Source organism: Rhodoferax sp. U11-2br (assembly GCF_018619435.1).
GTDB lineage: Bacteria > Pseudomonadota > Gammaproteobacteria > Burkholderiales > Burkholderiaceae_C > Rhodoferax.
The window spans coordinates 13301-33502 of the sequence record NZ_JAHFZF010000009.1 but is presented as its reverse complement, the minus strand read 5'-3'; the positions used below and the strand labels follow the sequence as shown (position 1 = coordinate 33502).

Annotated in this window: 15 protein-coding genes; 9 read left to right on the top strand and 6 right to left on the bottom strand. The window is 54.0% G+C overall.

Features of this window, described 5'->3' with window-relative positions:
* The first annotated feature begins 117 nt into the window (after positions 1-117).
* Positions 118-1986 (top strand): glutamine--fructose-6-phosphate transaminase (isomerizing), encoded by a 1869-nt coding sequence (gene glmS / locus KKO72_RS07885; protein WP_214937125.1) that lies wholly within the window; start codon positions 118-120, stop codon positions 1984-1986.
* A 542-nt stretch (positions 1987-2528) separates the two neighbouring features.
* Positions 2529-6038: an NACHT domain-containing NTPase gene (locus KKO72_RS07880; protein WP_214937123.1), complete on the top strand. Its 3510-nt coding sequence runs from the start codon at positions 2529-2531 to the stop codon at positions 6036-6038.
* Positions 6039-6184: 146 nt separating this feature from the next.
* Here KKO72_RS07880 and KKO72_RS07875 read toward each other — a convergent pair whose 3' ends face one another.
* Both KKO72_RS07875 and KKO72_RS07870 read right to left on the bottom strand, forming a co-directional pair.
* Positions 6185-6763, bottom strand: a complete 579-nt coding sequence (locus tag KKO72_RS07875; protein ID WP_214937121.1) for a YkgJ family cysteine cluster protein — start codon at positions 6761-6763, stop codon at positions 6185-6187.
* Between the two features lie 5 nt (positions 6764-6768).
* Positions 6769-8796 carry an AAA family ATPase gene (locus KKO72_RS07870; RefSeq protein WP_214937119.1) on the bottom strand — a complete coding sequence of 676 codons (2028 nt, stop codon included), beginning with the start codon at positions 8794-8796 and terminating at the stop codon, positions 6769-6771.
* Between the two features lie 203 nt (positions 8797-8999).
* Here KKO72_RS07870 and KKO72_RS07865 point away from each other — a divergent pair, with 203 nt between their 5' ends.
* From KKO72_RS07865 to KKO72_RS07855, 3 genes are all read left to right on the top strand, one after another.
* A complete protein-coding gene (locus KKO72_RS07865; RefSeq protein ID WP_214937117.1) occupies positions 9000-10760 on the top strand; it encodes a TnsD family Tn7-like transposition protein in 1761 nt (586 codons plus the stop codon).
* A gap of 69 nt (positions 10761-10829) precedes the next feature.
* A complete protein-coding gene (locus KKO72_RS07860; protein ID WP_214937115.1) occupies positions 10830-11192 on the top strand; it encodes a hypothetical protein in 363 nt (120 codons plus the stop codon).
* The gene (locus tag KKO72_RS07855; RefSeq protein WP_214937113.1) at positions 11189-12571 is read left to right on the top strand and encodes a TniQ family protein; all 1383 of its coding nucleotides are present in this window, start codon (positions 11189-11191) and stop codon (positions 12569-12571) included. The genes KKO72_RS07860 and KKO72_RS07855 overlap by 4 nt, the downstream gene beginning before the upstream one ends.
* Here KKO72_RS07855 and KKO72_RS07850 read toward each other — a convergent pair.
* The 4 genes from KKO72_RS07850 to KKO72_RS07835 all read right to left on the bottom strand — a co-directional run bounded on the left by KKO72_RS07850 (position 12541) and on the right by KKO72_RS07835 (position 17623).
* Positions 12541-13812 carry an AAA family ATPase gene (locus KKO72_RS07850; protein WP_214937111.1) on the bottom strand — a complete coding sequence of 424 codons (1272 nt, stop codon included), beginning with the start codon at positions 13810-13812 and terminating at the stop codon, positions 12541-12543. The genes KKO72_RS07855 and KKO72_RS07850 overlap by 31 nt on opposite strands.
* A 1-nt stretch (position 13813) precedes the next feature.
* A complete protein-coding gene (locus KKO72_RS07845; protein WP_214937109.1) occupies positions 13814-16072 on the bottom strand; it encodes a transposase in 2259 nt (752 codons plus the stop codon).
* Positions 16063-17052, bottom strand: coding sequence for a TnsA endonuclease N-terminal domain-containing protein (locus KKO72_RS07840; protein WP_251140532.1), 990 nt, complete (start codon positions 17050-17052; stop codon positions 16063-16065). The genes KKO72_RS07845 and KKO72_RS07840 overlap by 10 nt, the downstream gene beginning before the upstream one ends.
* Positions 17053-17284: 232 nt before the next feature.
* Positions 17285-17623, bottom strand: coding sequence for a hypothetical protein (locus KKO72_RS07835; protein ID WP_214937106.1), 339 nt, complete (start codon positions 17621-17623; stop codon positions 17285-17287).
* Between the two features lie 193 nt (positions 17624-17816).
* Here KKO72_RS07835 and KKO72_RS07830 point away from each other — a divergent pair, with 193 nt between their 5' ends.
* The 4 genes from KKO72_RS07830 to KKO72_RS07815 are packed head-to-tail and all read left to right on the top strand — an operon-like array spanning position 17817 to position 19701.
* Positions 17817-18542, top strand: coding sequence for a hypothetical protein (locus tag KKO72_RS07830; protein WP_214937105.1), 726 nt, complete (start codon positions 17817-17819; stop codon positions 18540-18542).
* Between the two features lie 59 nt (positions 18543-18601).
* The gene (locus tag KKO72_RS07825) at positions 18602-18991 is read left to right on the top strand and encodes a hypothetical protein (protein WP_214937103.1); all 390 of its coding nucleotides are present in this window, start codon (positions 18602-18604) and stop codon (positions 18989-18991) included.
* Positions 18992-18996: 5 nt separating this feature from the next.
* A complete protein-coding gene (locus KKO72_RS07820; protein ID WP_214937100.1) occupies positions 18997-19164 on the top strand; it encodes a hypothetical protein in 168 nt (55 codons plus the stop codon).
* A 27-nt stretch (positions 19165-19191) separates the two neighbouring features.
* The gene (locus KKO72_RS07815; RefSeq protein WP_214937098.1) at positions 19192-19701 is read left to right on the top strand and encodes a 3'-5' exoribonuclease; all 510 of its coding nucleotides are present in this window, start codon (positions 19192-19194) and stop codon (positions 19699-19701) included.
* The last annotated feature ends 501 nt before the right edge of the window (positions 19702-20202 follow it).

Here is a 20202-nt window from a genome sequence, read left to right as displayed (position 1 = left end):
AAATATTTAAACACATATCTTGTTATATGAAATATCACGTCAAAAAATGTAATAAGTAGACTGCATATTTCATACGTGAGCTTCTACGATGCAGTCCATCACTTTTTGGAGCAGCTTATGTGTGGCATCGTCGGCGCAGTATCCCAGCAAAACATCGTTCCCATTCTGGTGCAGGGTTTGTCCCGGCTGGAGTACCGGGGTTATGACTCTTGCGGTGTGGCGGTGTATGCCAACGGCCTACAGCGCGCCCGCAGCACCGCCCGTGTGTCCGAGCTGATGGACCAGATCGCCACCACCCATTTGCAAGGTACTACCGGCATTGCCCACACCCGCTGGGCCACCCACGGTGCCCCGGCGGTGCACAACGCCCACCCGCATTTCAGCCATGGCCCTGGGGCTGATGCTGCCAGCCGCCCGGGGCGTATTGCCTTGGTGCACAACGGCATCATTGAAAACCACGACGAGTTGCGTGCCAGCCTGCAGGCCAAGGGTTATGTGTTTCAGAGCCAGACCGACACCGAGGTCATCGCCCACCTGGTGGACAGCCTGTACGACGGTGATGTGTTTGAGGCCGTCAAAGCCGCGCTGGGCTCGCTGCGTGGTGCCTATGCCATTGCGGTGTTCTGCAAGGACGAGCCCCATCGCCTGATTGGCGCCCGCGCTGGTTCACCGCTGATTCTGGGTGTGGGGCCAGACAATCAGGCGCACTACCTGGCCAGTGACGCGATGGCGCTGGCTGGTGTTACCGACCAGATCGTGTACCTGGAAGAGGGCGACGTGGTCGACATCCAGCTTGGCAAATATTGGCTGGTGGACAAGGCCTTCAAACCCCTCACGCCAGCCCAGCGCCCGGTCAAAACCGTGCATGCCCATAGCGGCGCGGCCGAGCTGGGCCCGTACCGCCACTACATGCAAAAAGAGATTTTTGAGCAACCGCGCGCCATTGCCGACACGCTCGAAGGCGTCAACCACATCCAGCCCGAGTTGTTTGATGGCGCGAACGCCAGCGCCGCCCGCGTGTTCAAGGAGATTGACTCGGTGCTGATCCTGGCCTGTGGCACCAGCTACTACAGCGGCTGCACCGCCAAATACTGGCTCGAGAGCATCGCCAAGATCCCGACCCAGGTCGAGGTGGCCAGCGAGTACCGCTACCGCGACTCGGTGCCCAATCCGCGCACCCTGGTGGTCACCATCACCCAATCGGGCGAAACCGCCGACACCCTGGCCGCGCTGCGCCACGCACAAAGCCTGGGCACCCAACACACCCTGACCATTTGCAACGTGTCCACCAGCGCCATGGTGCGCGAGTGTGAGCTGGCCTACATCACCCGCGCCGGTGTCGAGATTGGTGTGGCCTCTACCAAGGCCTTCACCGCGCAACTGGCCGGGCTGTTTTTGCTGACGCTGGCGCTGGCGCAATCGCGCGGCCTGCTCAGCGAGGCGGAGGAAATGCGCCACATCAAGGCCATGCGCCACTTGCCCGCCGCGCTGCAGTCGGTGCTGGCGCTGGAGCCGCAGGTGATCGCCTGGGCGCAAGACTTTGCCGCCAAGGAAAACGCGCTGTTCCTGGGCCGGGGTCTGCATTACCCGATTGCGCTGGAAGGCGCCCTCAAACTCAAGGAAATCAGCTACATCCACGCCGAGGCCTACCCGGCGGGAGAGTTGAAACATGGCCCGCTGGCGCTGGTGACCAGCGCCATGCCGGTGGTCACCGTGGCGCCCAATGACGCGCTGCTGGAAAAGCTCAAGAGCAACATGCACGAGGTGCGTGCACGAGGTGGTGTGTTGTATGTGCTGGCCGACGCAGACTCCAAGATCGAAAGCGCCGAGGGCCTGCATGTGATCCGCATGCCTGAAAACTACGGTGAACTGTCACCCCTGCTGCACGTGGTGCCGCTGCAATTGCTGGCATACCACACGGCTTGTGCACGCGGGACGGATGTCGATAAGCCACGTAATTTGGCGAAGTCGGTCACTGTTGAGTGAGGGGGATCACTGACTAGTATTCCTATTCCGCGCAATTAAAGTCGTAAACAGGTCATTAAAGTCGTAAACACGGGCCTAGCATTCATGCGGGTTTGCGGGGTGTTGGATTTTGGAGACGTTATTTAAAGTCGTAAACACGCACTGCTTCCCGCTTGAAAAGGTTGAAATTGGGCGTGCTTTAAGCTGTGGATGAAGCCATGTTTGGATGAGCTGATTAGAAGCTGCTGCTCTGGGGCAGCTTTTGGTCGACAGAGATCGCGCTGTTGTTGAGGAACCATAAAGCGGTTACTCAAATGGAATGTTGCAGCCGCACTTACGACATTGAGGCAGGGGAAGTCTGTTTCGGGTGTGCGGAATGCCAAGTCTAAGGAGCTGAGATTTCTGATGACTCATGTGGGCCAAAAGCTGCCAGCCGCCAACGGCAGTTTTTGGGAGGGACACGGCCTAGACCAAATCAACTGGTCGCGCAGTGTGTAAACATCTACGTCTTAGTAAGCACCAGAGTACGTATTCTGAGCGGTAAATCATGAGGAGAGAATGGCATGGCGGAGGCAGGCGGGGCAACCACTCAGGCAGGGATCTTTTATCAAAACAGTGTCGCGGCGCTCTATCTTGCCGATCTGCTGGAGTTGGGCGCGGAGCCCCCCAGAGAGCGAGTCATTGAGGTTCGTGTCGAAGCACCTACCGATGTTGATGACATTGTGGTTCGGTATGCAGATGGTCACTGCCAGTATTTGAACGTCAAGATTGACATCACGCCAGGTGGTGACCCCTGGAAAGCGTTATGGAAGAGTCTTCGTACCCAGTTCAATCGGATGGACTTTGGTGCATTTGATCAGCTGACCGTCGTTCTTGAAGGATTGACCCCCCAAGCAAAGAGCCTTCGTGAGCTATGCCAGCGAGCCGGGTCATCTTTGGATGAGGCCGCATTCCGGGCGAGCTTGGCGGAGGCGCACTCCAAACTCCTCTCAGGGATTGAGTCGATTGTCGGCTCTCCTGCGGAGGTTCTGGAAATTCTCCGCCGCACCATGGTTCAGATACTTTCGGAGGATCAAATATCCTCCGAATTTTCGCGCCGAAGACTTGGCGATAGATTTGTACTTCCCGCAACGTTATTGACGACATTGCGTGACATTGCTGGAGGAGGCGCACGGGTCCGTGCCATGTTTCATGCCGCACCACTGCGTCGGCGTCTCGTTCTTGAGCATGACATAAAAATTCTTGAACCAGCTGAATGGGGGGTGCCCGCGTACAGGGCTACCGTCGCAGCTACGTCGCGAATCCAAATTCCTGGGACCTCGATCTCTGGCTCGACAGAAGATTTATTTGTCTGGCCTCGCGCCCATTTCTATGAGCGAGCACAGATATCAGATTTTGAAGATGAAGACCTACTTGACCGTCCTACTGAGATCTCTGTGGGGGTCGATATGCAGGCCTTTCCTTCGGAGCATCTCAATCGATGTGTTGTCGTCGCTGGACCGGGTCACGGTAAGTCCGCACTGCTAATTGCAATGGCGGGGCGCCTTGCAAAAGGACCATACGTGCCGGTTCTTATTCCACTCGCCTCGCTGGCAGTCGCTGCTATCGGTGTCATAGAATTTCTTATGACGGAGGTCAATCGGGATTTTGAAATTAAGGCCGATTGGCAAAGGCTCGCAGAGCAGGGCTTGGTAGTAATGCTCTTTGACGGCCTAGACGAGATTCCACTAAGTTCTCGACCAGCGCTATTGAAGCGAATCGAAACCTTCTCTGCTCGTTATTCAACCGTTCCGTGGATGCTCACTGTGCGCGATCCATCGGTCCTTTCGGAGCCTTCCGATTCGAGATTAATAGAGTTGCTCCCACTGAATGACGAAGACATGGTGCGCTTCGTGGAAGTAATGAAAAGACGGCTATCTACGATCGATGTATACGCATTCATTCGTCGCTTGGACATTCATCCGGACATTAAACGATTGGCAAGGATTCCCTTATTTTTAAGCATTCTGTTAGCAACAGTCAACGATGTAAACATTAACCTTCCCGCCACTCGGTCTGACCTAATTGAAGGGTATCTAAAGACCCTATTCAACCCCCATATCCACAAAGCTATTGTCGGTAGGAGCGATCATGGAGGGTTGCTGCGCGAGGTTGCGGAAACACTTGCTTTTGAGCGACTGGAGAGACAGGAAATCGGTGCCAGCGAACGTGAGGTTCGTGAGATCATTTCTCGTACCGCGCAGAGTACTGCTGAAGCCGAGATGATATTCGAGCGATTGCGTGCGAACGGAATTTTGAGACAACAGAGCTCAATCAGGTTGCAGTTCCCATTTCCAATTGTTCAAGAGTATTTGGCATCGTGTTACTTGATTCGACGATCGCCTGAGTCTCTAGCAAATCGAATTGATGATGCGATCCAGCGACCGTGGGCTCAAGTTATTCAGTTTTCTCTAGAGCAACACCCAGATCCTGTTCCAGTCATTCGTGCCATGCTGGACAGGGCAGACGACGCTTTTTTCACCGGCCTTCGACTTGTTGGGCGATGCATTGCCAATGGCACGCGTGTTAATGCTTCAATTCGAGACGAGGTTGCAGACAGGCTTGTCCAGTTTTGGGTTGGTGCGTCGCTTGCCGCGCGTAGTCGAGTGGGCGGTCTGATTGCGGAAAGCTTTTCAAATCCCATGCGGCCGGCCTTGAGGAAGGCAGTGCATCACGTCTGGTTAATGTCTGATGGTGGCGGGCAAATTGTGTCCAGTGAAAACGATCAAGAACTGACAATGAGCGTCTTAAGCGGAATTATGGACCGTCCGTTAGATAGATTTGTTCACTATCACAGCTTCAAGCCAGCCGTTAGTGCTGCAGGCGATGTCGCTTTCAGAGCCATACTTGATCGACTCCTTAAATCCGATGCAGGCCCGCATCGGGAAGGTCTAGGCAGTTTGTTTGAACACTTCCTGCCAGGTAGCGTTTCGAGAGATTTAGTGCTTGCTACTGCATCGGATGATCGCTTGCCTCGAAAGACTAGGCTGCGGATTCTCAACATTGCGGGTTCGCCATTGAATGAGGAGTCAATTGAGCTAATTCGAAATGCTTTTTTGCAGGAGGACGAGGGCGAACTATGGTCGGCAATACGTCTGCTACATGTCCATCCTCTTCGCGAAGATGAGTTCAAGCGTATTTTGCGGAACGAACAAGTTCCACTGGAGCGACGCAAGAGGATTTCTGGATATTTGAACCAACTATTCGCAACGGCAGACGAACGCAACACCTTCATTGCGACTTGCATCACTGAATCTGAGCTCCACCCGGATATTCTTGACATCATGCGCCTCTTCTCTGCTCGGTTCGGAGATAGGTTGGCATTCACACAAGTCTTGGAAAAGATCAGTGACGGACGCATAGATCTGGCCGCTCAAGCAATTTCTTTGCTTGGACATCACCCTGACCGAATACTTGCAGAACGGGCAGCTGACCTGGCCGAGAAGCACGTAGTAGATGTTCAACATGCCGTGCAGCTGGGGCGTTCCGCGACAACTGGGATGTTGTATGTCTTTGAAATGGATTCATTCTTGAGTGGAACGCTTCGTCACGCAGCTCCCCACGCAGGTATAGGTCGCTGGATGCAAGTGGTTGAACAATGGTCCTGTCGCGATGACCTTGGCGGTGTTCAGAAACTTGAGCTTCTGACTTGCGCTTCTCAACTCGGGGCCGTCCGTGCGCGTGCTAGGCTTTTCGCCGAAGTTCTAAGCCTTGATCCTGACGCTGCAGTGTTCGACTTGGAGGATGATTACGGACACATTATGAGCAGCGCGATTCGGGAAGTTCAGCGTCAAAACACTCGTCTGCCGCTTTCCGTCGGGGAGAAATTCGTTCGGGCGAAAAGACCAAATCTGCCACAGGTGGGAACATCTGTAATAGCAGCTCACGGTAACCACGACGCGCTTCAGTTGCTACTTAAGCTTCATAGGGAAATCACCGAGTGGTTCGTGAGAAGCACCCTGGAAGATGCCATCGAATCACTGTCTGCAAAGCTGTGCGTGGCCGTAAGGCGAGATGGTGACACGCTCAGCTAGCCCATTCACTCGTCATAGAATTGCGCAGCTTCAATCCTCAGCAGCTTCCGTGAAGAGGTGTCAGACAGCGTGAGGTCGGCATGCGGCGCTCACCGGCTGCAATAAGTGGCCGATTGACATTCTAGAGATTTGGGCATGCAGCTAGGTCACTCTGGAAAGAAGTCACGGATGTCCGCAAATCCCCGTAAGCGAGAACCTACCACTACATCGTCATAGGCTTGCCGTGCCCCACCCATTTGTAGGAGGCTCATTTCTCCTGCGTTAGACCTCTCTGGGTGGCACCAATATGCGCTGGTGTCGAACGAGTAGTGAGCGCGACAGGCGTAAGGGCGTGCGTCATAAACCGAACACGCATCTTTCACAAGAAAAGGGCATGGAACCCCGCTGAAATCCTCTAGCGAATGGCGAACTGGTTGTTTGACTACAGCCATGGGCTTTCGGGAAACCATAGAGAGTCGATCCGCTTCAATGTCTGAAATACTGACGTTCATTTTGCAGCAGTCTGAGCATCCCTTGCCGCAGGCAACGTAGGGCTTCACTGCATGACTGAGGTCAGTCATCAAGGTATATATTTTTCCTAGCTTTGACTTGGCAGATGAGTTTTCGCGCCGGAGCCGCTCGGCAATTACGTCATCTCGGGCATCCAGGTCCTTTGGCATGGCCGATAAGAACTCGGTCAACTTTGATCGAGAACGCGCTTTTGCTTCTTCAATCTTCGGGTTCAAATCGCTTAACTCCCGAATGGCTTCACAGGTCGCGCCACCTGCTTCTCAAGTCGGCCATTGATCAGTGCAAACAGCGCTTCGAATCGCGCAAGACTCTGGTCTGGCAGCATCTTGTCAGGCTCCGATGCCATCTTTTTAAGAAACAGCCGTGTTGGACGGGTCTTATGGAAGGGAATCCCAAGCTCTGCAAGACCTGCCTCAATTCGTTTTGCAACTCGCGGGATGTTCGCGTTGAGCTTCAGGGTCTTGTCTTTCAGTTCTGTAGCATAGCTCTCCCGCAACAACGCCTCATAAACCGTCGGATCCAACAAGTCCTCAATATCAGCCTCGATCGGAGGAGATGCGAATGCTTCCGATACAAACACGACGTTTTGGTCGCGGATGAGTTTCGCCTTCAAAAGCTCGTCTTTGGTTGCCTTGGAGTCGCGTTCTGTGTCGAGCAAGACCAACACGTTGAGAGCCTCGGATGTCAGCAGAGCGACCATGTAGGATACCTTCTGCGCGCCTCCCGCCGGAGTCATTGTTAGCGCAGCGCTCAGGGTTGTCTTCCCCTTCTCCGCTGTGTAGGTACTGACGGCGCTCAAGATCCAAAAATCCGTGACCCCCTCGACGACCAGATTGTTGGGCCCCACAAAAAGGCTCTGGGCAAGGTCATATCCGAGGGCGGCCTGAAGAGGAAATAGAGTTCGAGCATCACCCGTTGGATCGTTTGTGACGGTCGTACCGGTTTCCTCCGCTATGTTGACGGTTCGGACTGAGTCCAGCGCATGTGTCGGCACCATGAACGGTGAATGTGTAGAGTAGAGAATCTGGTTTACGAAGTCAGTCTCCAGGTGGCGTAGAAGGTCTGACTGGGACTTCGCGTGTAGGTAAAGACCTGGTTCGTCTAACAAAATAACCGCGTTTTCGGCGAGGCCGCCGTCGGTGTCCGCTGAGAACGTGATGTAAAAGGCAAAAAACCACTGAAATCCACGGCTCCTCTCGTTGAGGTTGATTTCAACATCGTAAGTGTTTGTTGGGTCCGATATGATTGTGTCAAGGTGGTTTGCGTCCAAATTGAATCGAATTTTGAGCGCACGATCCTTCCATAGGCGTTTGATCTCACCTGTGACAACGGCGCTCGCTCGATTGGCAAGTTGGTTTCGCGTTTCGTGATCACCATTTCCGTGAAGCTGCTGCAGTTCATCAGGTTTGAGTCCGGCGACTTTGCATAGCTTCTCGAAGTTCTTGTCCGAATCGGGGTGCTGGCCTTGAGACTTGCGTTGGAGGTATGCTGCAACGTCTTGGTGCCCATCAAGCTCGGGGTATTCGTCAACGTAAATGAACTTGGGAATAGCCCCGATAACCCAGTTTCGTGCCTTTTGCTGGGCATCTTTGTCGCCTACGATGGTGTTGGCCAAATCTTCCAGTTCCGAGAGCAGCTCCTCTTGTTTTTCGGTGAGATCAGCGTCCGTGCTGGCCAGAGCTGTTCGGAGGGCCTTTGCTGCAGCGGCAGCCTGAGATGCCCACGCATCTCGCGTTTTCGTGGTTGAAGTAACCGTTTCAAAGGCATCAGCCGCCGCGTCCAGTGTTGTGGCTACCTCCTGCTTCTGTGCCAAGGCGCGCACTGCGGCGGAGACCTTTTTGACCTTGCTTTTTATGTCGTTTTCATCAAATGGAATCGCTTTTAGATCAAGAAAGCCCACAGTTCTAGTTTTGCCTTGGTAGCTCCTTCCAACTGTGACCTTTTCCACATCAGTGGCACGCGGCAGCACCTCCAAAAGAGCCTCTTTGTCATCGTCATCGAGTACCCAGGTGGTAGACAGGACGGGCGTTTCCTCTGTGCACTCTTCGAGCCGTCTGTGCCGAGGGAAGTCTTTGATGGGTTTCAATGCTTTGAACCCCTCTATCGGATTCAGGCTATGAAGCGCTCGCAGCAGGTTCGACTTGCCGCTTTCATTTCTCCCTAAGAGCGCTGTGATGCGAGAAACCGCGATATCTCCGCTGTCATTGATAGAGCGATAGTTTCGAACTCGAAATGCCTCCAGTTTCATAGTTCTCCCTGCCTTGTTAGATGTGCGCAATGATATGCGGAGTCTATTTGGTCAAAGTCGTTTGATTTGTCAGTATGTGAAGTGAGTCGGCAGCTCACTTACCTTTCGGTTGCCTCTTTTCGTTGCAACTTAATGGAACCATTGATCATGCTTGTGTACCGGTTCAAAATCTGACCACATACTACCAAGGTAGCACCATCACGATGGCAGAAAGTGCCTCATCAGAGCTTTTCGACCTCCCTCCCTCACTGCTCAGTTGGTTACCAGGGGAGACGCTTTTCAGCCTAGTCAGCAGGCAACATGCTTTTTGGGGGTATCTGGGAGCGTGCGAAACCTCCACCATACTCTTTGGTCGACGGCAGGCGGGTACTCACCACGATTTCCCCAATGAGTTGGATGAATTTTGCACACGAACAGGCAGCGTATTGGGTGCACCGGATGATTTGGCGCTTGACCATACGCTGCTGTCTTACTACCGACCATTCTCCTCGGCTGGCTTGATTTCTGATTGCCTTGCGATGATGCGTGGTAAGTCAGTCAACCACCTGAAATATCGGTTGGGGCTCCTGACCAGCAGCTTTCGCGCCAATCATCCATTGAAGGCCTGCACGGTTTGCATGGATCAGGATGTCGCTGAAACCGGTTGGGCTTATTGGCACCTGGAACATCAATATCCTGGTGTTTGGTTTTGTGAGCGGCATGCGGAGCCACTTCATGAAGCCACGATCAAGTCCACGGGTGTCAACCGGTTTCTGTGGGCACTGCCAGACAGGCGCCATCTCACCCTCGACTGGTTGCAGAAGTCGACCGATGCACAGGCGCTGAAGGCGTTGGCTTCCACAACGTTGCAATTGTTGCGGCAAAACCGTGCTATAGGATGGTTGGATGGTGCACATGTGGTGCCAGTTTTGCGTGAGGCCATCCGCCAAAAAGACTGGCTAACGCCGAACGGCAACTTGCGAGTCAATGATCTGACGCCCAGCTACCTGGCTTGGACTCAAAAGTTGCGCGGACCCATGGAGTTGAGCGCTTTGCCCTCCAATGCATCGGTAGCGGCTTCCCAGATCGGACGACTGCTGAGGCCTTGGCGCACTGGCACCCATCCCTTGCGCGTGCTTGTACTCATAAGCTGGCTATTCGACAGCGCCGATTCCTTTTTGGCAGCATACGACAGCTGCCATGCGCCTGGTGGCCATTCGTCCGAGCCAGAATCACCCGACAGTGAGCAACCGTGCGTGTCCGTATCCCCGAATGATGAAACCAGGGCACAGTTGGTGACTCATGTACGCGCAGGTATGTCAGCCACAGCAGCCGCGAGTGCTGTTCATGTGACGGTTGGGACTGCGATGGCTTGGTTGGCACAGGTCGGTGTCAAAGTGGCCAAGCGACCCAAGACACTGACATCTGCGGTTCAAGAGGTGTTGAGAACAGATTTGCTGCAAGGCTTGGACAAAACGACAGCGGCCAACAAACATGGCATTTCAGTGCAAGCGGTAACCCGTTTTTTGCGAACTGAGCCAGGATTGCATCAAGCATGGCAACAAGCAGTATTTCTGAATCGACAGACGCAAGCACGTAGTGCTTGGGCTGCGGCACTGGCCGCGGACGGACATCTGGGAACCAACTGGCTGCGAGCACAGGATCCATCACGGTATGCCTGGCTTTATCGAAATGACCGAGCCTGGCTTCAGGTCAATCTGCCACCGGTCGTGGCACGTACACCTGTTGCATCTCGGGTGGACTGGGATGAACGGGATTTGGTCTTGAGTGCCGAAGCAGAGCAAACCTTGGAAGATCTCAAGGCCGCTCAGCCCAACAAGCCATTGCAACTCTGGCAGCTTTGCCAGGCGATGCCGCAGCTCAAACCAAAACTCTCAGCACTGGACAGGCTTCCACTGACCCGCCGCGTCATTGAACGTGGGTTGAGGCGATCCAAGGCCAAGTTGATCAAAGACCTTCTGTAGGCGCAGCAACGCATTGGACAACTTGTTGAAAGGTAAATATGTATAAATGCATTGTGATATGCTAAATACATGATTCGATCAGATATCAAAGCGCGCCTGGAACGTGCCCGACACGTCTGCAAGGTGCATGGCATCACACAAACGCAGATTGCGGAAGATTTGGCTGCCAGCCAATCTCAGGTCAGTCGCATTCTCAAAGGGCAAGGCGTCAAAGCCTCCAGACTGGCAGAAGAGATATGTTTGTATGTCGAGAAGTTCGATGGGGGCGTGACGGCCGACTCGGTACGGAGCAATGACGAGTTGGTGAATGCCTTGACCCTCACTTGGGATGGCTCTGCTGCACATGCCAAAGCGCTGTCTGCAGTGATTCGGTCGTTATCAGCCTTAGGCCCGCTTCATGGCAAGGCGCATGCCAAAGGGGAGGGCATATGACCTCTCTGGTCCGCCCCGTTCCCTTGCCAGAGGAACTCGATCGCGGCTATTTGGGTCGAGTGATGCGCATCAACGGACTGCTGACGGAAAAAGATGCCCAAGAAAACATGCTCAGGATGTTCTGCCTTGAATATCTTTCACAGCATGAACGCTCATACCTGGAGTCTCTGAGTCTGATAGCTGGACAGTCGCTGGAACATTTTGCGCAGAGGCACTCAACCATTCCATTCAGACGCGCCATCACATCGTTTTTGCCTGATCTGCCGCATGGCAGTCCGGCGCGCCGAACACTTCTTTCCAACAGTGGCATGGTCCCAGCACGCGCAGGTGCTTATCTTTGTACCGCATGCGTTTCGGCCGATGTTGAGTTCCATGGTGTCAGCTATTGGCGGCGCGATCTCCAGTTGCCGGGTCAACTGTGGTGTCCAAAGCATGAGACTCCGCTTCACTTTGTAGCCAATGAATCGGCATTTCTTCAGCCGCCTGCCATATTCGCAGATAACTCCGCACTGGTTCTGAAGGAGTTGGTGGACGAGGCTAAGAAAAACCCAAGCGTTCAGAGATTTCTAGACATCGTTTCCGGGTTGATGGTTCGAGTGGCGCCGTTGGACGTGAAATACGTGGCACTGGCACTTCGCAAGAAAGCGGCAGCACTCGGCTTGCAAACGCATGGGGGGCGGGTGAAGCAGCCATTGCTGAGTGACCTCATCAGATCGGCATTCCCCCGTCAATGGCTGAATACCGTGTTTTCTGGGCTGGCTGAGAAGCCCGATGGCCAGATATTGAATCACGTGGATGGGGTTTTGTACATGCGAACCTCCGCGTCTTCGGTCTCGTCGTATGTTCTGGCCTGTGCCGTCCTCTATGACACAGCAGACGATGCGTTAAATGACCTATTTGGCGCTGCGAGAACGCATGCAGATATACCGGAGCGCAAAATGCTGGTTCCGACCGAGCAGGAGCGCCAGAGCCTGATTGATGCCTATATCCAGTACAAAGGGAATCATCTAGCGGTATCCAAGATGCTCCATATCGCAATGCACAGAACCCAGTCCCTTTTTGGAGGACTGGGCCTGCCGAACTTGAGCAGCAGATCCGAGGCCAAGAACCCAATGGCTGCAGTCACGGCCTTTCGCGTCAATGAGAAGTCAAGTTCGGAGAGTGCCACGATTGGTGGACTGTCCATGGATGAGATGGACGATCTGAATCGCAAATCAGGCCCTCTGCTGACCATGGCTCTCACGGCCATGGCTGCACAAGATCCCCAACGTCGTTCTGGTGCGAAGAAGAAAAGAGCGCACCTGCCCGTGGTCATCGGTATGCATGAAAACGCACCTTCAAAAACGCATCAGATTTGCGAGACTGAACCCCAGAACTGAGACCACATGGCATCGTTACGCGGCAAGAGGTCTTCGTAGCGGGCCATCTTGACCGGATCTTTGCTCCGAAACGCTGCCACAGCGGGGGCGACTGCTGCCAAGTAAGTCGCGGCAGCCATCCTGAAATCATTGAGCGTCAGGCTGCCATCGTTTCGCTCCAGCGCCACCCGGTGTGCTGCGATCCAAAGTGCCACGATGAGGCGCTGAATACCTCCGGTCAGTTCAAGTATCAGGTTCGCCAGTTCGTCGTCGACAGGGAGTTTCTTCTGGACATATTGGTATTTGCCCAACTGTTCCAGAAAATTTTTTCGGTAGTTGCTGTCTGTTACGCTGTCGAAATGTTGAAACACATGGTAGCCAGACGTCACGATCCGTTCAGTGGTGCTGAGGCGACGGGTCAAGGCGCCGATGCCATCGGGCGTGCCCGACAGAAGCAAGGGCACATGCCATGTGTTCATCAAGATCAAAATCCATTTCAGGAATTGATCTTCGACGATGCTCAACTCTGGTGCTTCACTGGGAACGCCAGATCTGGTCCGGCGCTTTTTAAGGGTTGCGAGTTTGAACAGGTTTTGAACTTCGTCCAGGTGAAGGAGGCCAAGCAAATGCGATGTGGCCCACTGCCGCCAAGAGTCGAGCATCTTCATGCCATCGCGCCGTTCTTTGCTGAGCTCGGAGGCAAAGCGGTTCTCTCCCGTTACCCGGTCCGACTCACGCATGAGGTCTGTCCCAAGGTCGACAGTTCTACCGCTGGCGGGAACATTGATGGACAGCCAGACGACCTGTTTATGAGGTCCAACCATGCGTGGAAAACTGCCATGTTGAATCACTTGCTGTGGGTAAATTCGCAGACAGCGCAAGACTCCTTCCGTTTTTCCAGTGCCGGAGTGCCCAACGACCGCTCCACTATATGCCGGTGCCCGACTGTGGCTGTAAGCCACGCGATCTCCACTGACCGTCGCCCAGGTGGCTGCAACAGTAGGGTCCAGGTATCGGTAGTTTTGTCTGATCATTAAGTCGTTGGTCTGATGTAGACGACATTCTTCAACGCCTGGGATATGGAAGTCCCGGATCGCCATCAAGTGATGCATAGCAATGTGGGGCGGTATCCCGTCCATGGAGTGCAGCCGTTTGGGAAGCTCAGTCAAAGCCTTCGCGGTCTCCATCCTGGATAGGATCGGTCCCAGCCCCTGCGTCAGGATATTGCCAGCGTAGGGGTCCAGCATGTGCAGATTGGACATGTTAGGCCTCATCATCATCATCATCATCACCAGCACGCAGGACGGCACGCATCATCTCCTCATGCGCCTCCATGGCCTCGTCGCGAAGTTTGTCGGTGGTGGTGGCCTCAGAACCGCGCAGGTTCGAGGCACAAGCCACCTCAATCAACCGGGCCTCGGTCATCGTTGGCGAAGCCCCCTGGGCCCTGGCGATCGCTTCCTTCGTCAATAATATGGCGTTGTCGCGCAGTGCTGTCACCTGGCGAAGGAAGTCCAAAGCGCGAAGCGTGTTGTGATGTTCAACGTCAGCGCGTCCCATTCGGGTGAATGCGATCGAGTCTGCGAGTTCATCGAATGTGACCTCGACCGAGGTCTTGGCCTGGTCGGAAATCTGCAGTTCAAGCAGCCCCTTGCCGCTGACATTCGGTGTCCAGATACGTCCAACAGAGCCAGGGTAGTAATGAACCGGAAGCGACCAACCCTTGAAGTTGCGTGACTCGGTTGTCCATTCTTCGTCCTGGATGGTTTTGGAGACGTAATCGTTGCCGCTGTAGACAATCGAACTGTGACCAACGCGGGCATTGTCAGGTGGCAGGAGTGTTGTGATCAAGTCAGCTTGGGGAATGTGACGTTGCAGACCGATGCCCATTGCGTCTCCCCAGCGCCACAGCCCGGCAGGGCTTGGAAAAACACCTGCCGCTGCCATATGGGCATCAACCCGGTGGCGTCGATCCGCTGTCAGGTTGTACTCAGCAAAAATCAGATGCAGATACTGGACATACTCGCGCACAGTCATTGCCGACTCTGAGGGATGTGACTTTCGCAGGTCAAATTCGGCCCGTCGATAGTCCATCGCACCGGGCAAGAACAAGAACTGAGCATCCTTTTCGATGCGATGCAGGACCTCAACCAAGCCTTTTAAGTCTGGACGATAGGGCGGCGCATACGACATGCAGGGGATCAATTTAATGGCCGTGACACTGGCGGCTTTTGACAAATACTCACCCCGATCACACATCAGCTGGTAGCACATGGTTGGGAAGGGGTTGAGGCTCAGGATGGGTTGATAACCCCACATGTCCCCAAGAAGTGCTGGATCCGAAACTGAATTGAAGAGGCTGATCTTGGCTGTATTCCAGCTCGGGCCAGTCAGACAAACATAGAAGCCCACAATGGCCGTGGACCAGACATCCACCACGATATAGACGATGGGGCGCCCCACAATCCAGGCTCGATTGAGAGACGATCTCAGGTAAATGTCGCCCACCGTTGAGTCGATGGCCCAGGTATGGCCTGGCCCCGCAACACCCTTCCAGTTGCGCGCGATCAAGCCGCGCAAAGACCGTTTGAAATGACCGAGGGTGGTCGCTTGCAACAGTCGTTTGAGGCGTGGGACCTCGACCTCTAGTACGCGCCGGATTTGCCGGTTGTTTGGATACTCGCCCAATTTGAGCTCAACGGGAACCAGTACGCCGTTCTCCTGGCGGTACTTTTTGACAAAGGAGCTCTCTAAGATAAGGGTACAGCGCTTTGCCATTGCTGGTTTAACCGGTGTTTTGATTTGGTTGTCACCGGCGATGATGGATGCTCGCCACTCGGTGCTCATGCCTGGTTGCTTGGGTGGCAAGTCGATGCCATGCGCCTTGGCGATCCGTTGTTTCTGAGTTTTTCGTCCGGGTTTCTTGCGACCACCAGGGTCACAGGGCCGCTTCACATTGGGCGCACCACAGCGGTCGCGTCGTGGCAACAGGCTGATCTCGCTCAGACCAAGACGGCAAAGTGTTGACCACTGCTTGTACACGTAGGCACGGCAAACCTTGCCAGTCGTCATCGCCTCACGTACAAGTCCGCCTAGGCCTCCATGAACCAGAATGCTCTCCTGCATTTTGTTGGCATCAAGAAAGCCCGCCATGGACTTGCATCTCTGAGTGAAGATGACCAGGTCTTTGGGTGACTCAATGGGCACGAAATAAATGGGCTCGCGGTCAATCTCGACCGTGATCAGAAGTTTGTTTGTCGCCAGTCGCTGCAAATAGTCGCGATCCATCCATATGAGCTCGCCAATGAGCGCCGGTGGTGCCTTCTTGCGAGGGCACTTGGTTGTTTTGAGTTTCCTGCGGCCGCCTGGTCTGGTTGGAGCATCGTCGGCGGTCTGGATACAGACACAAACCGTTTTATTGATGCTGGCCTCGTCGAATATGACGCGGTAGATCCCTGCCGGGTAGGCATCGGAGCTGTCGTCAAGAAGCAGTCGAAACACCTGGTTTGACATCAGTTCCATGATGTCCTCCTGGAAGCCACCGGGTTCAATGCGACAAAATCATCTTGGCTCAGCAGCTTGATCGGCAAGTGAGGTCGCCAACCGGTTCGCAGATCCATGGGTATGACACCCGTCCATACCGCCTGCCAGAAAGCTCTCTGGGCGAGATCCTTGTTTCCAAGGGCAGCAGTGATGACGTCCAACGTGTAAGTGAAGGTGTGCCCCAATGTTTGGTTGACAACATGGACGGCAATTGCTCTGTCGGAGGCAGCAACGGTGACGCCAAGTCCCCATGGAGCAGCGCGACGTAAGGTGACCCCAGCTGACTCGGAAAACAGATCGGGGGTGATCAAAAGCCACACCACATCACGTGCATTCCAGTACGCCTTCTCGATTGCGAGAAGCTCGCGGTTGCGCTTTGTGAGTTTTCTGCCATCGGGTTTGTAAGCTACAGCCAACAACTCTAGCTGGCCAGACGGCATTCGAATGACTAGGAGTTGGTCTGTTGTCATTACCCAATCGTCTGAAGCCCCATCACCATTCACACGCGGGTGTTTGAAACCGAGTTGCCTAGCGATGTTTAATGTGCCTGGGTAGCTCTTGCCACCGTGGCGCACATCGTACAAGGCGAGTTCAAATGGTCCGTCCTCCAGCGAGAGCTTTTGCTGCTCCCGCACATCAGCCAGGTCATTGATCATCGTTGAAAACAGCAGTCCGACCCACTCACCGTCGGACAGCAGCTCTCGCTGTCTTTGCCGCCACATCATCAAGTGTGAGCGCCCAAGGCTGGCGGGATCGCCCCGGCCGACCCTGTGCCACGGAAGGTAATCTATGTATGTCCCTGTCCCACGTCCCTGCCGGACGAATCGTGCCAGCAGTGTTGGTGTAAACCGTTTCTGTGTTCGCATGAGTTTCCCCTTGACGCCAAGACGAGCGATTCCACCGCCCGCCAAATTGGCGTTCGTCAACAAATTGATGAAAAAGGGGGATTGACGAACCAAGTTTTGGTCCGTAGACTTGTCACTGAAGATAAAAGTCTGGGAATCCCCCAGGAAGACGACGTGTGGTTTGCCGACCTCACGTCGTTTTTTTTTGAGCTTTTAAGTCATTGGGTTCCTTTCTGCGGTCTGTTTTTTGGGGTGGGCGCGATGGTCCTTAGACGTTCTGCGCTGTTTCCAACAAAGGCAATCGATTGCTCGAACACGGGTCTGGCCAGAAGAGGGCCAAGACGAATCAGTTGTCCCTCTCTGAGTTTTTTGGGGCGCCTCCATTCCTGAGTGACAGGAGCCAGTCGGCGACGTCGCTGGTCAGTGCAAATCGGCCTTGGCGGCCTGGGACCGTGAATGTTGACAATGTCAAAGTGCCATTGGCCACTGCTTTACGCAGGGTGTCTGTGCTGCGAAATCCCAATAATTTGGCGAGGTCGGCACCTCCGACTAGGTGACCATATTGTTCGGTGAGTGTTTGCCCGAGAGGTAACGGCGGTGGCTGCATTGGGGTGATATTCATGATCGTGGATATTCCCGGAATTTGCCGATTTAAACCACTTAGCATATAAATCAATGGTTTCATGACTGTTCATTGATCAAAAGATATGCTGATATCGATTTTTGTGCTTTCAATCATTCATTGAATAGAAGAAATATCTAATATTCTTTTTAAAACTGGTGAAAGGTTGCGGATGGGTCAGAAAAAGGTAGGCCGTCCCCGGAGGTGTGAAATTGATTGTTGTCAGTCAGCCTATTGGGCTTGGACGGTCAGAGAGATGCTGGGGTTGGATTTCGCAAAGATCGAACGGCTGATCAATCCTGACTGTGCGGCTCCGCGAGATGACAAAGGAGGCTACCGTCAACCGCAGTTGTGGAGAAAGTACGGTCGGGGTGATGTGAGTCCTTTCGGTAACGGACATGGTGACAGCAAGAGGCCAACTGCGGTGGTGGTGGCTGAGCAATATGCCCCTGGTTCCAGCGATATCTTCCACTCCCCCCTGTGGAGAATTTTAAAAACGCGTCAGCTGACTAAAACGGAGGCGAAAAAAATCTGCGAAAAACTTGCAGATCCCGTAGCCCTTTATCTCCGACAGAGATTCCCAAATGCCAGGTCTTTGTGGTTCGCTGTTCTGAAGATGGATGTTGACGCGCTCAAAGACCTGAGCTGCATATGCCATGTCGACGCATTGGCCGTTCTGCTGCTCTACAGAAAATACATCAGCTGGTACGCGGAGATGCTCTCTGCAAATTATGTCGAACAGTGGTTTCAGATGATGGTTCAATCCGACCAGGCATTTGCTGTTGTTGCCTCGAGATTGAAGCCACTTTTGATGAACCACGACGCCCGCCTGTTTAGACCTAAGCTGGAAATCCAACTGGGAGGCAGCTTGCCTGTCAAAACACGCCCACGGATGACACGGGCCTGGACTACTTACTTGGGGGTGCTAGCAATTTCAAGTAGCTGTTCGTCTATCGGAGTCGAATTTGATTTGCGGGAATGATGTCCAGAGTGAGTCATATCAAAAACCGATAAAGTTGAAACTTATCTCAAGAAATCCCGATGGAAGAACTTCTAAACCGCGATATCTACGGCCCACAGGGCGCTCTGCAAATCGAGGAAATGGGCTCCATTGCTGTGTCCATCGCCAATCGATGGCAGCTGGGCTGGCCAGAGCGTGTCACAGCGTTGATCAAAGCCCGTGTTTACTTGGTCAATCTGGATGCCCAGCTTGAGCGGGAACTTGATGCGTTGGCCGATGCAGTGAATCTCCAGCACCTCACGCACAGTGAAATTCTGCAGGTCTATGGGGTCTCGCAAGATCCGCCGATCTGGCAGCACAATGCGCTCTTTCCCCTTCCACTGTTTGTCACCTACGGTGAAGACCGGACTGATGCTCAACGGGCCGACGAAGCTGCATTGCGCAAACGCCAAGAGGCGTTCACTTGGTAACAGAAATGAACAAGCCCGAAATCAAACCGGAGGAGCGCCGCGTGCGCGAGCTGGTGTTGCTCAACCCTTGGACCGCCACCACGCATATCTACCGTCTGGATGCAACAGGCCTTTACCTACTGCGTAAGCTAGGGCCGGTCAGTGTTGGGACGGTGGACCGCAACGGTCGGTGACGACCATGTTTAAAGGCTGCGGGTGACATGCTGGTTTTTCTGGATACGGAATTCACCGACTTTGTCAAACATGACCTGATTAGCCTCGCGCTGGTGGCCGAAGACGGGCGGGAGTTTTACGCCGAGCGAACGGACTTCAAGCAAGACGAGTGCAGCGACTTTGTGCGCAAGGAAGTTTTGCCAGTTCTGAACCGTGTCTCAGGAGCTTCCTGCGACCGCAGACAACTCACACAGCGGCTGCACGAGTGGTTTGAAACATTGCCGGAAGCTGCCACGCTCATCTTTGATTTTGAAGGGGACTGGCTGCTATTGGCGTCGGTTTTGCTGGATGTGACCCACAAGAAGCTACCGCCCAACGTGGGGGACAAACTTCACTTGGACAGGCGCACCATCGCGCATCCTGTGTTTGACAAGGCCAAGAATGCCACCTACACACCGCAGTGGCCACCGCACCACGCCCTGGCTGACGCACGGGCCCTGATGGTCGGGTGCCGCGCCTGGAAGGTCTTCATGGAGCCTATCAAGAGGATTCAATGATCATGCGTACATTGACTGATTTAGAACTTCTGTCAAATGTCACCGAGGCATTGGTGGCGTCCAGAAGACCAGAGTGTTGCCGCCGATACCCAATTCGCCCTCTTTACTGGTTGGGGATTGATAGGCAAAAGCACCGCTTGAACGCGGTGTCCACCGCAGTTTGCAGAACATTACAGGTGTGTCACTCCGTCACCGACACAAGTACCAGAACCCTGTCATTCCAATATCGGCGTTAACACTCGCACATATGCGGCGCCAGTCTGACAACAAAAACGCATCAACCTCACGACACAAACTTCAAATCGATCCATCGAGCGTCGTTACTGTCGCGGTGATCCATCCTTCTGCGACAGTCGTCCATGACTTGAATCAACCCCAACCGCCACCATCTGGTTTCATTGCAGCTACCGCGCATGGACGAGTTCCTATGCGTCCTCCCGAATGTCCGTCTCTGTCCTGTTTCTGATTTCTTTCCTTCTGCACGCCTTTGTCGGCTGGACA

What these genes read in the sequence shown, in the direction of transcription:
- glmS (WP_214937125.1), top strand. Translation starts at nt 118, where the DNA reads ATGTGTGGCATCGTCGGCGCAGTATCCCAGCAAAACATCGTTCCCATT.
- KKO72_RS07880 (WP_214937123.1), top strand. Translation starts at nt 2,529, where the DNA reads ATGGCGGAGGCAGGCGGGGCAACCACTCAGGCAGGGATCTTTTATCAA.
- KKO72_RS07870 (WP_214937119.1), bottom strand. Translation starts at nt 8,796, where the DNA reads ATGAAACTGGAGGCATTTCGAGTTCGAAACTATCGCTCTATCAATGAC.
- KKO72_RS07865 (WP_214937117.1), top strand. Translation starts at nt 9,000, where the DNA reads ATGGCAGAAAGTGCCTCATCAGAGCTTTTCGACCTCCCTCCCTCACTG.
- KKO72_RS07860 (WP_214937115.1), top strand. Translation starts at nt 10,830, where the DNA reads ATGATTCGATCAGATATCAAAGCGCGCCTGGAACGTGCCCGACACGTC.
- KKO72_RS07855 (WP_214937113.1), top strand. Translation starts at nt 11,189, where the DNA reads ATGACCTCTCTGGTCCGCCCCGTTCCCTTGCCAGAGGAACTCGATCGC.
- KKO72_RS07850 (WP_214937111.1), bottom strand. Translation starts at nt 13,812, where the DNA reads ATGTCCAATCTGCACATGCTGGACCCCTACGCTGGCAATATCCTGACG.
- KKO72_RS07845 (WP_214937109.1), bottom strand. Translation starts at nt 16,072, where the DNA reads ATGGAACTGATGTCAAACCAGGTGTTTCGACTGCTTCTTGACGACAGC.
- KKO72_RS07835 (WP_214937106.1), bottom strand. Translation starts at nt 17,623, where the DNA reads ATGAAACCATTGATTTATATGCTAAGTGGTTTAAATCGGCAAATTCCG.
- KKO72_RS07830 (WP_214937105.1), top strand. Translation starts at nt 17,817, where the DNA reads ATGCTGGGGTTGGATTTCGCAAAGATCGAACGGCTGATCAATCCTGAC.
- KKO72_RS07825 (WP_214937103.1), top strand. Translation starts at nt 18,602, where the DNA reads ATGGAAGAACTTCTAAACCGCGATATCTACGGCCCACAGGGCGCTCTG.
- KKO72_RS07820 (WP_214937100.1), top strand. Translation starts at nt 18,997, where the DNA reads ATGAACAAGCCCGAAATCAAACCGGAGGAGCGCCGCGTGCGCGAGCTG.
- KKO72_RS07815 (WP_214937098.1), top strand. Translation starts at nt 19,192, where the DNA reads ATGCTGGTTTTTCTGGATACGGAATTCACCGACTTTGTCAAACATGAC.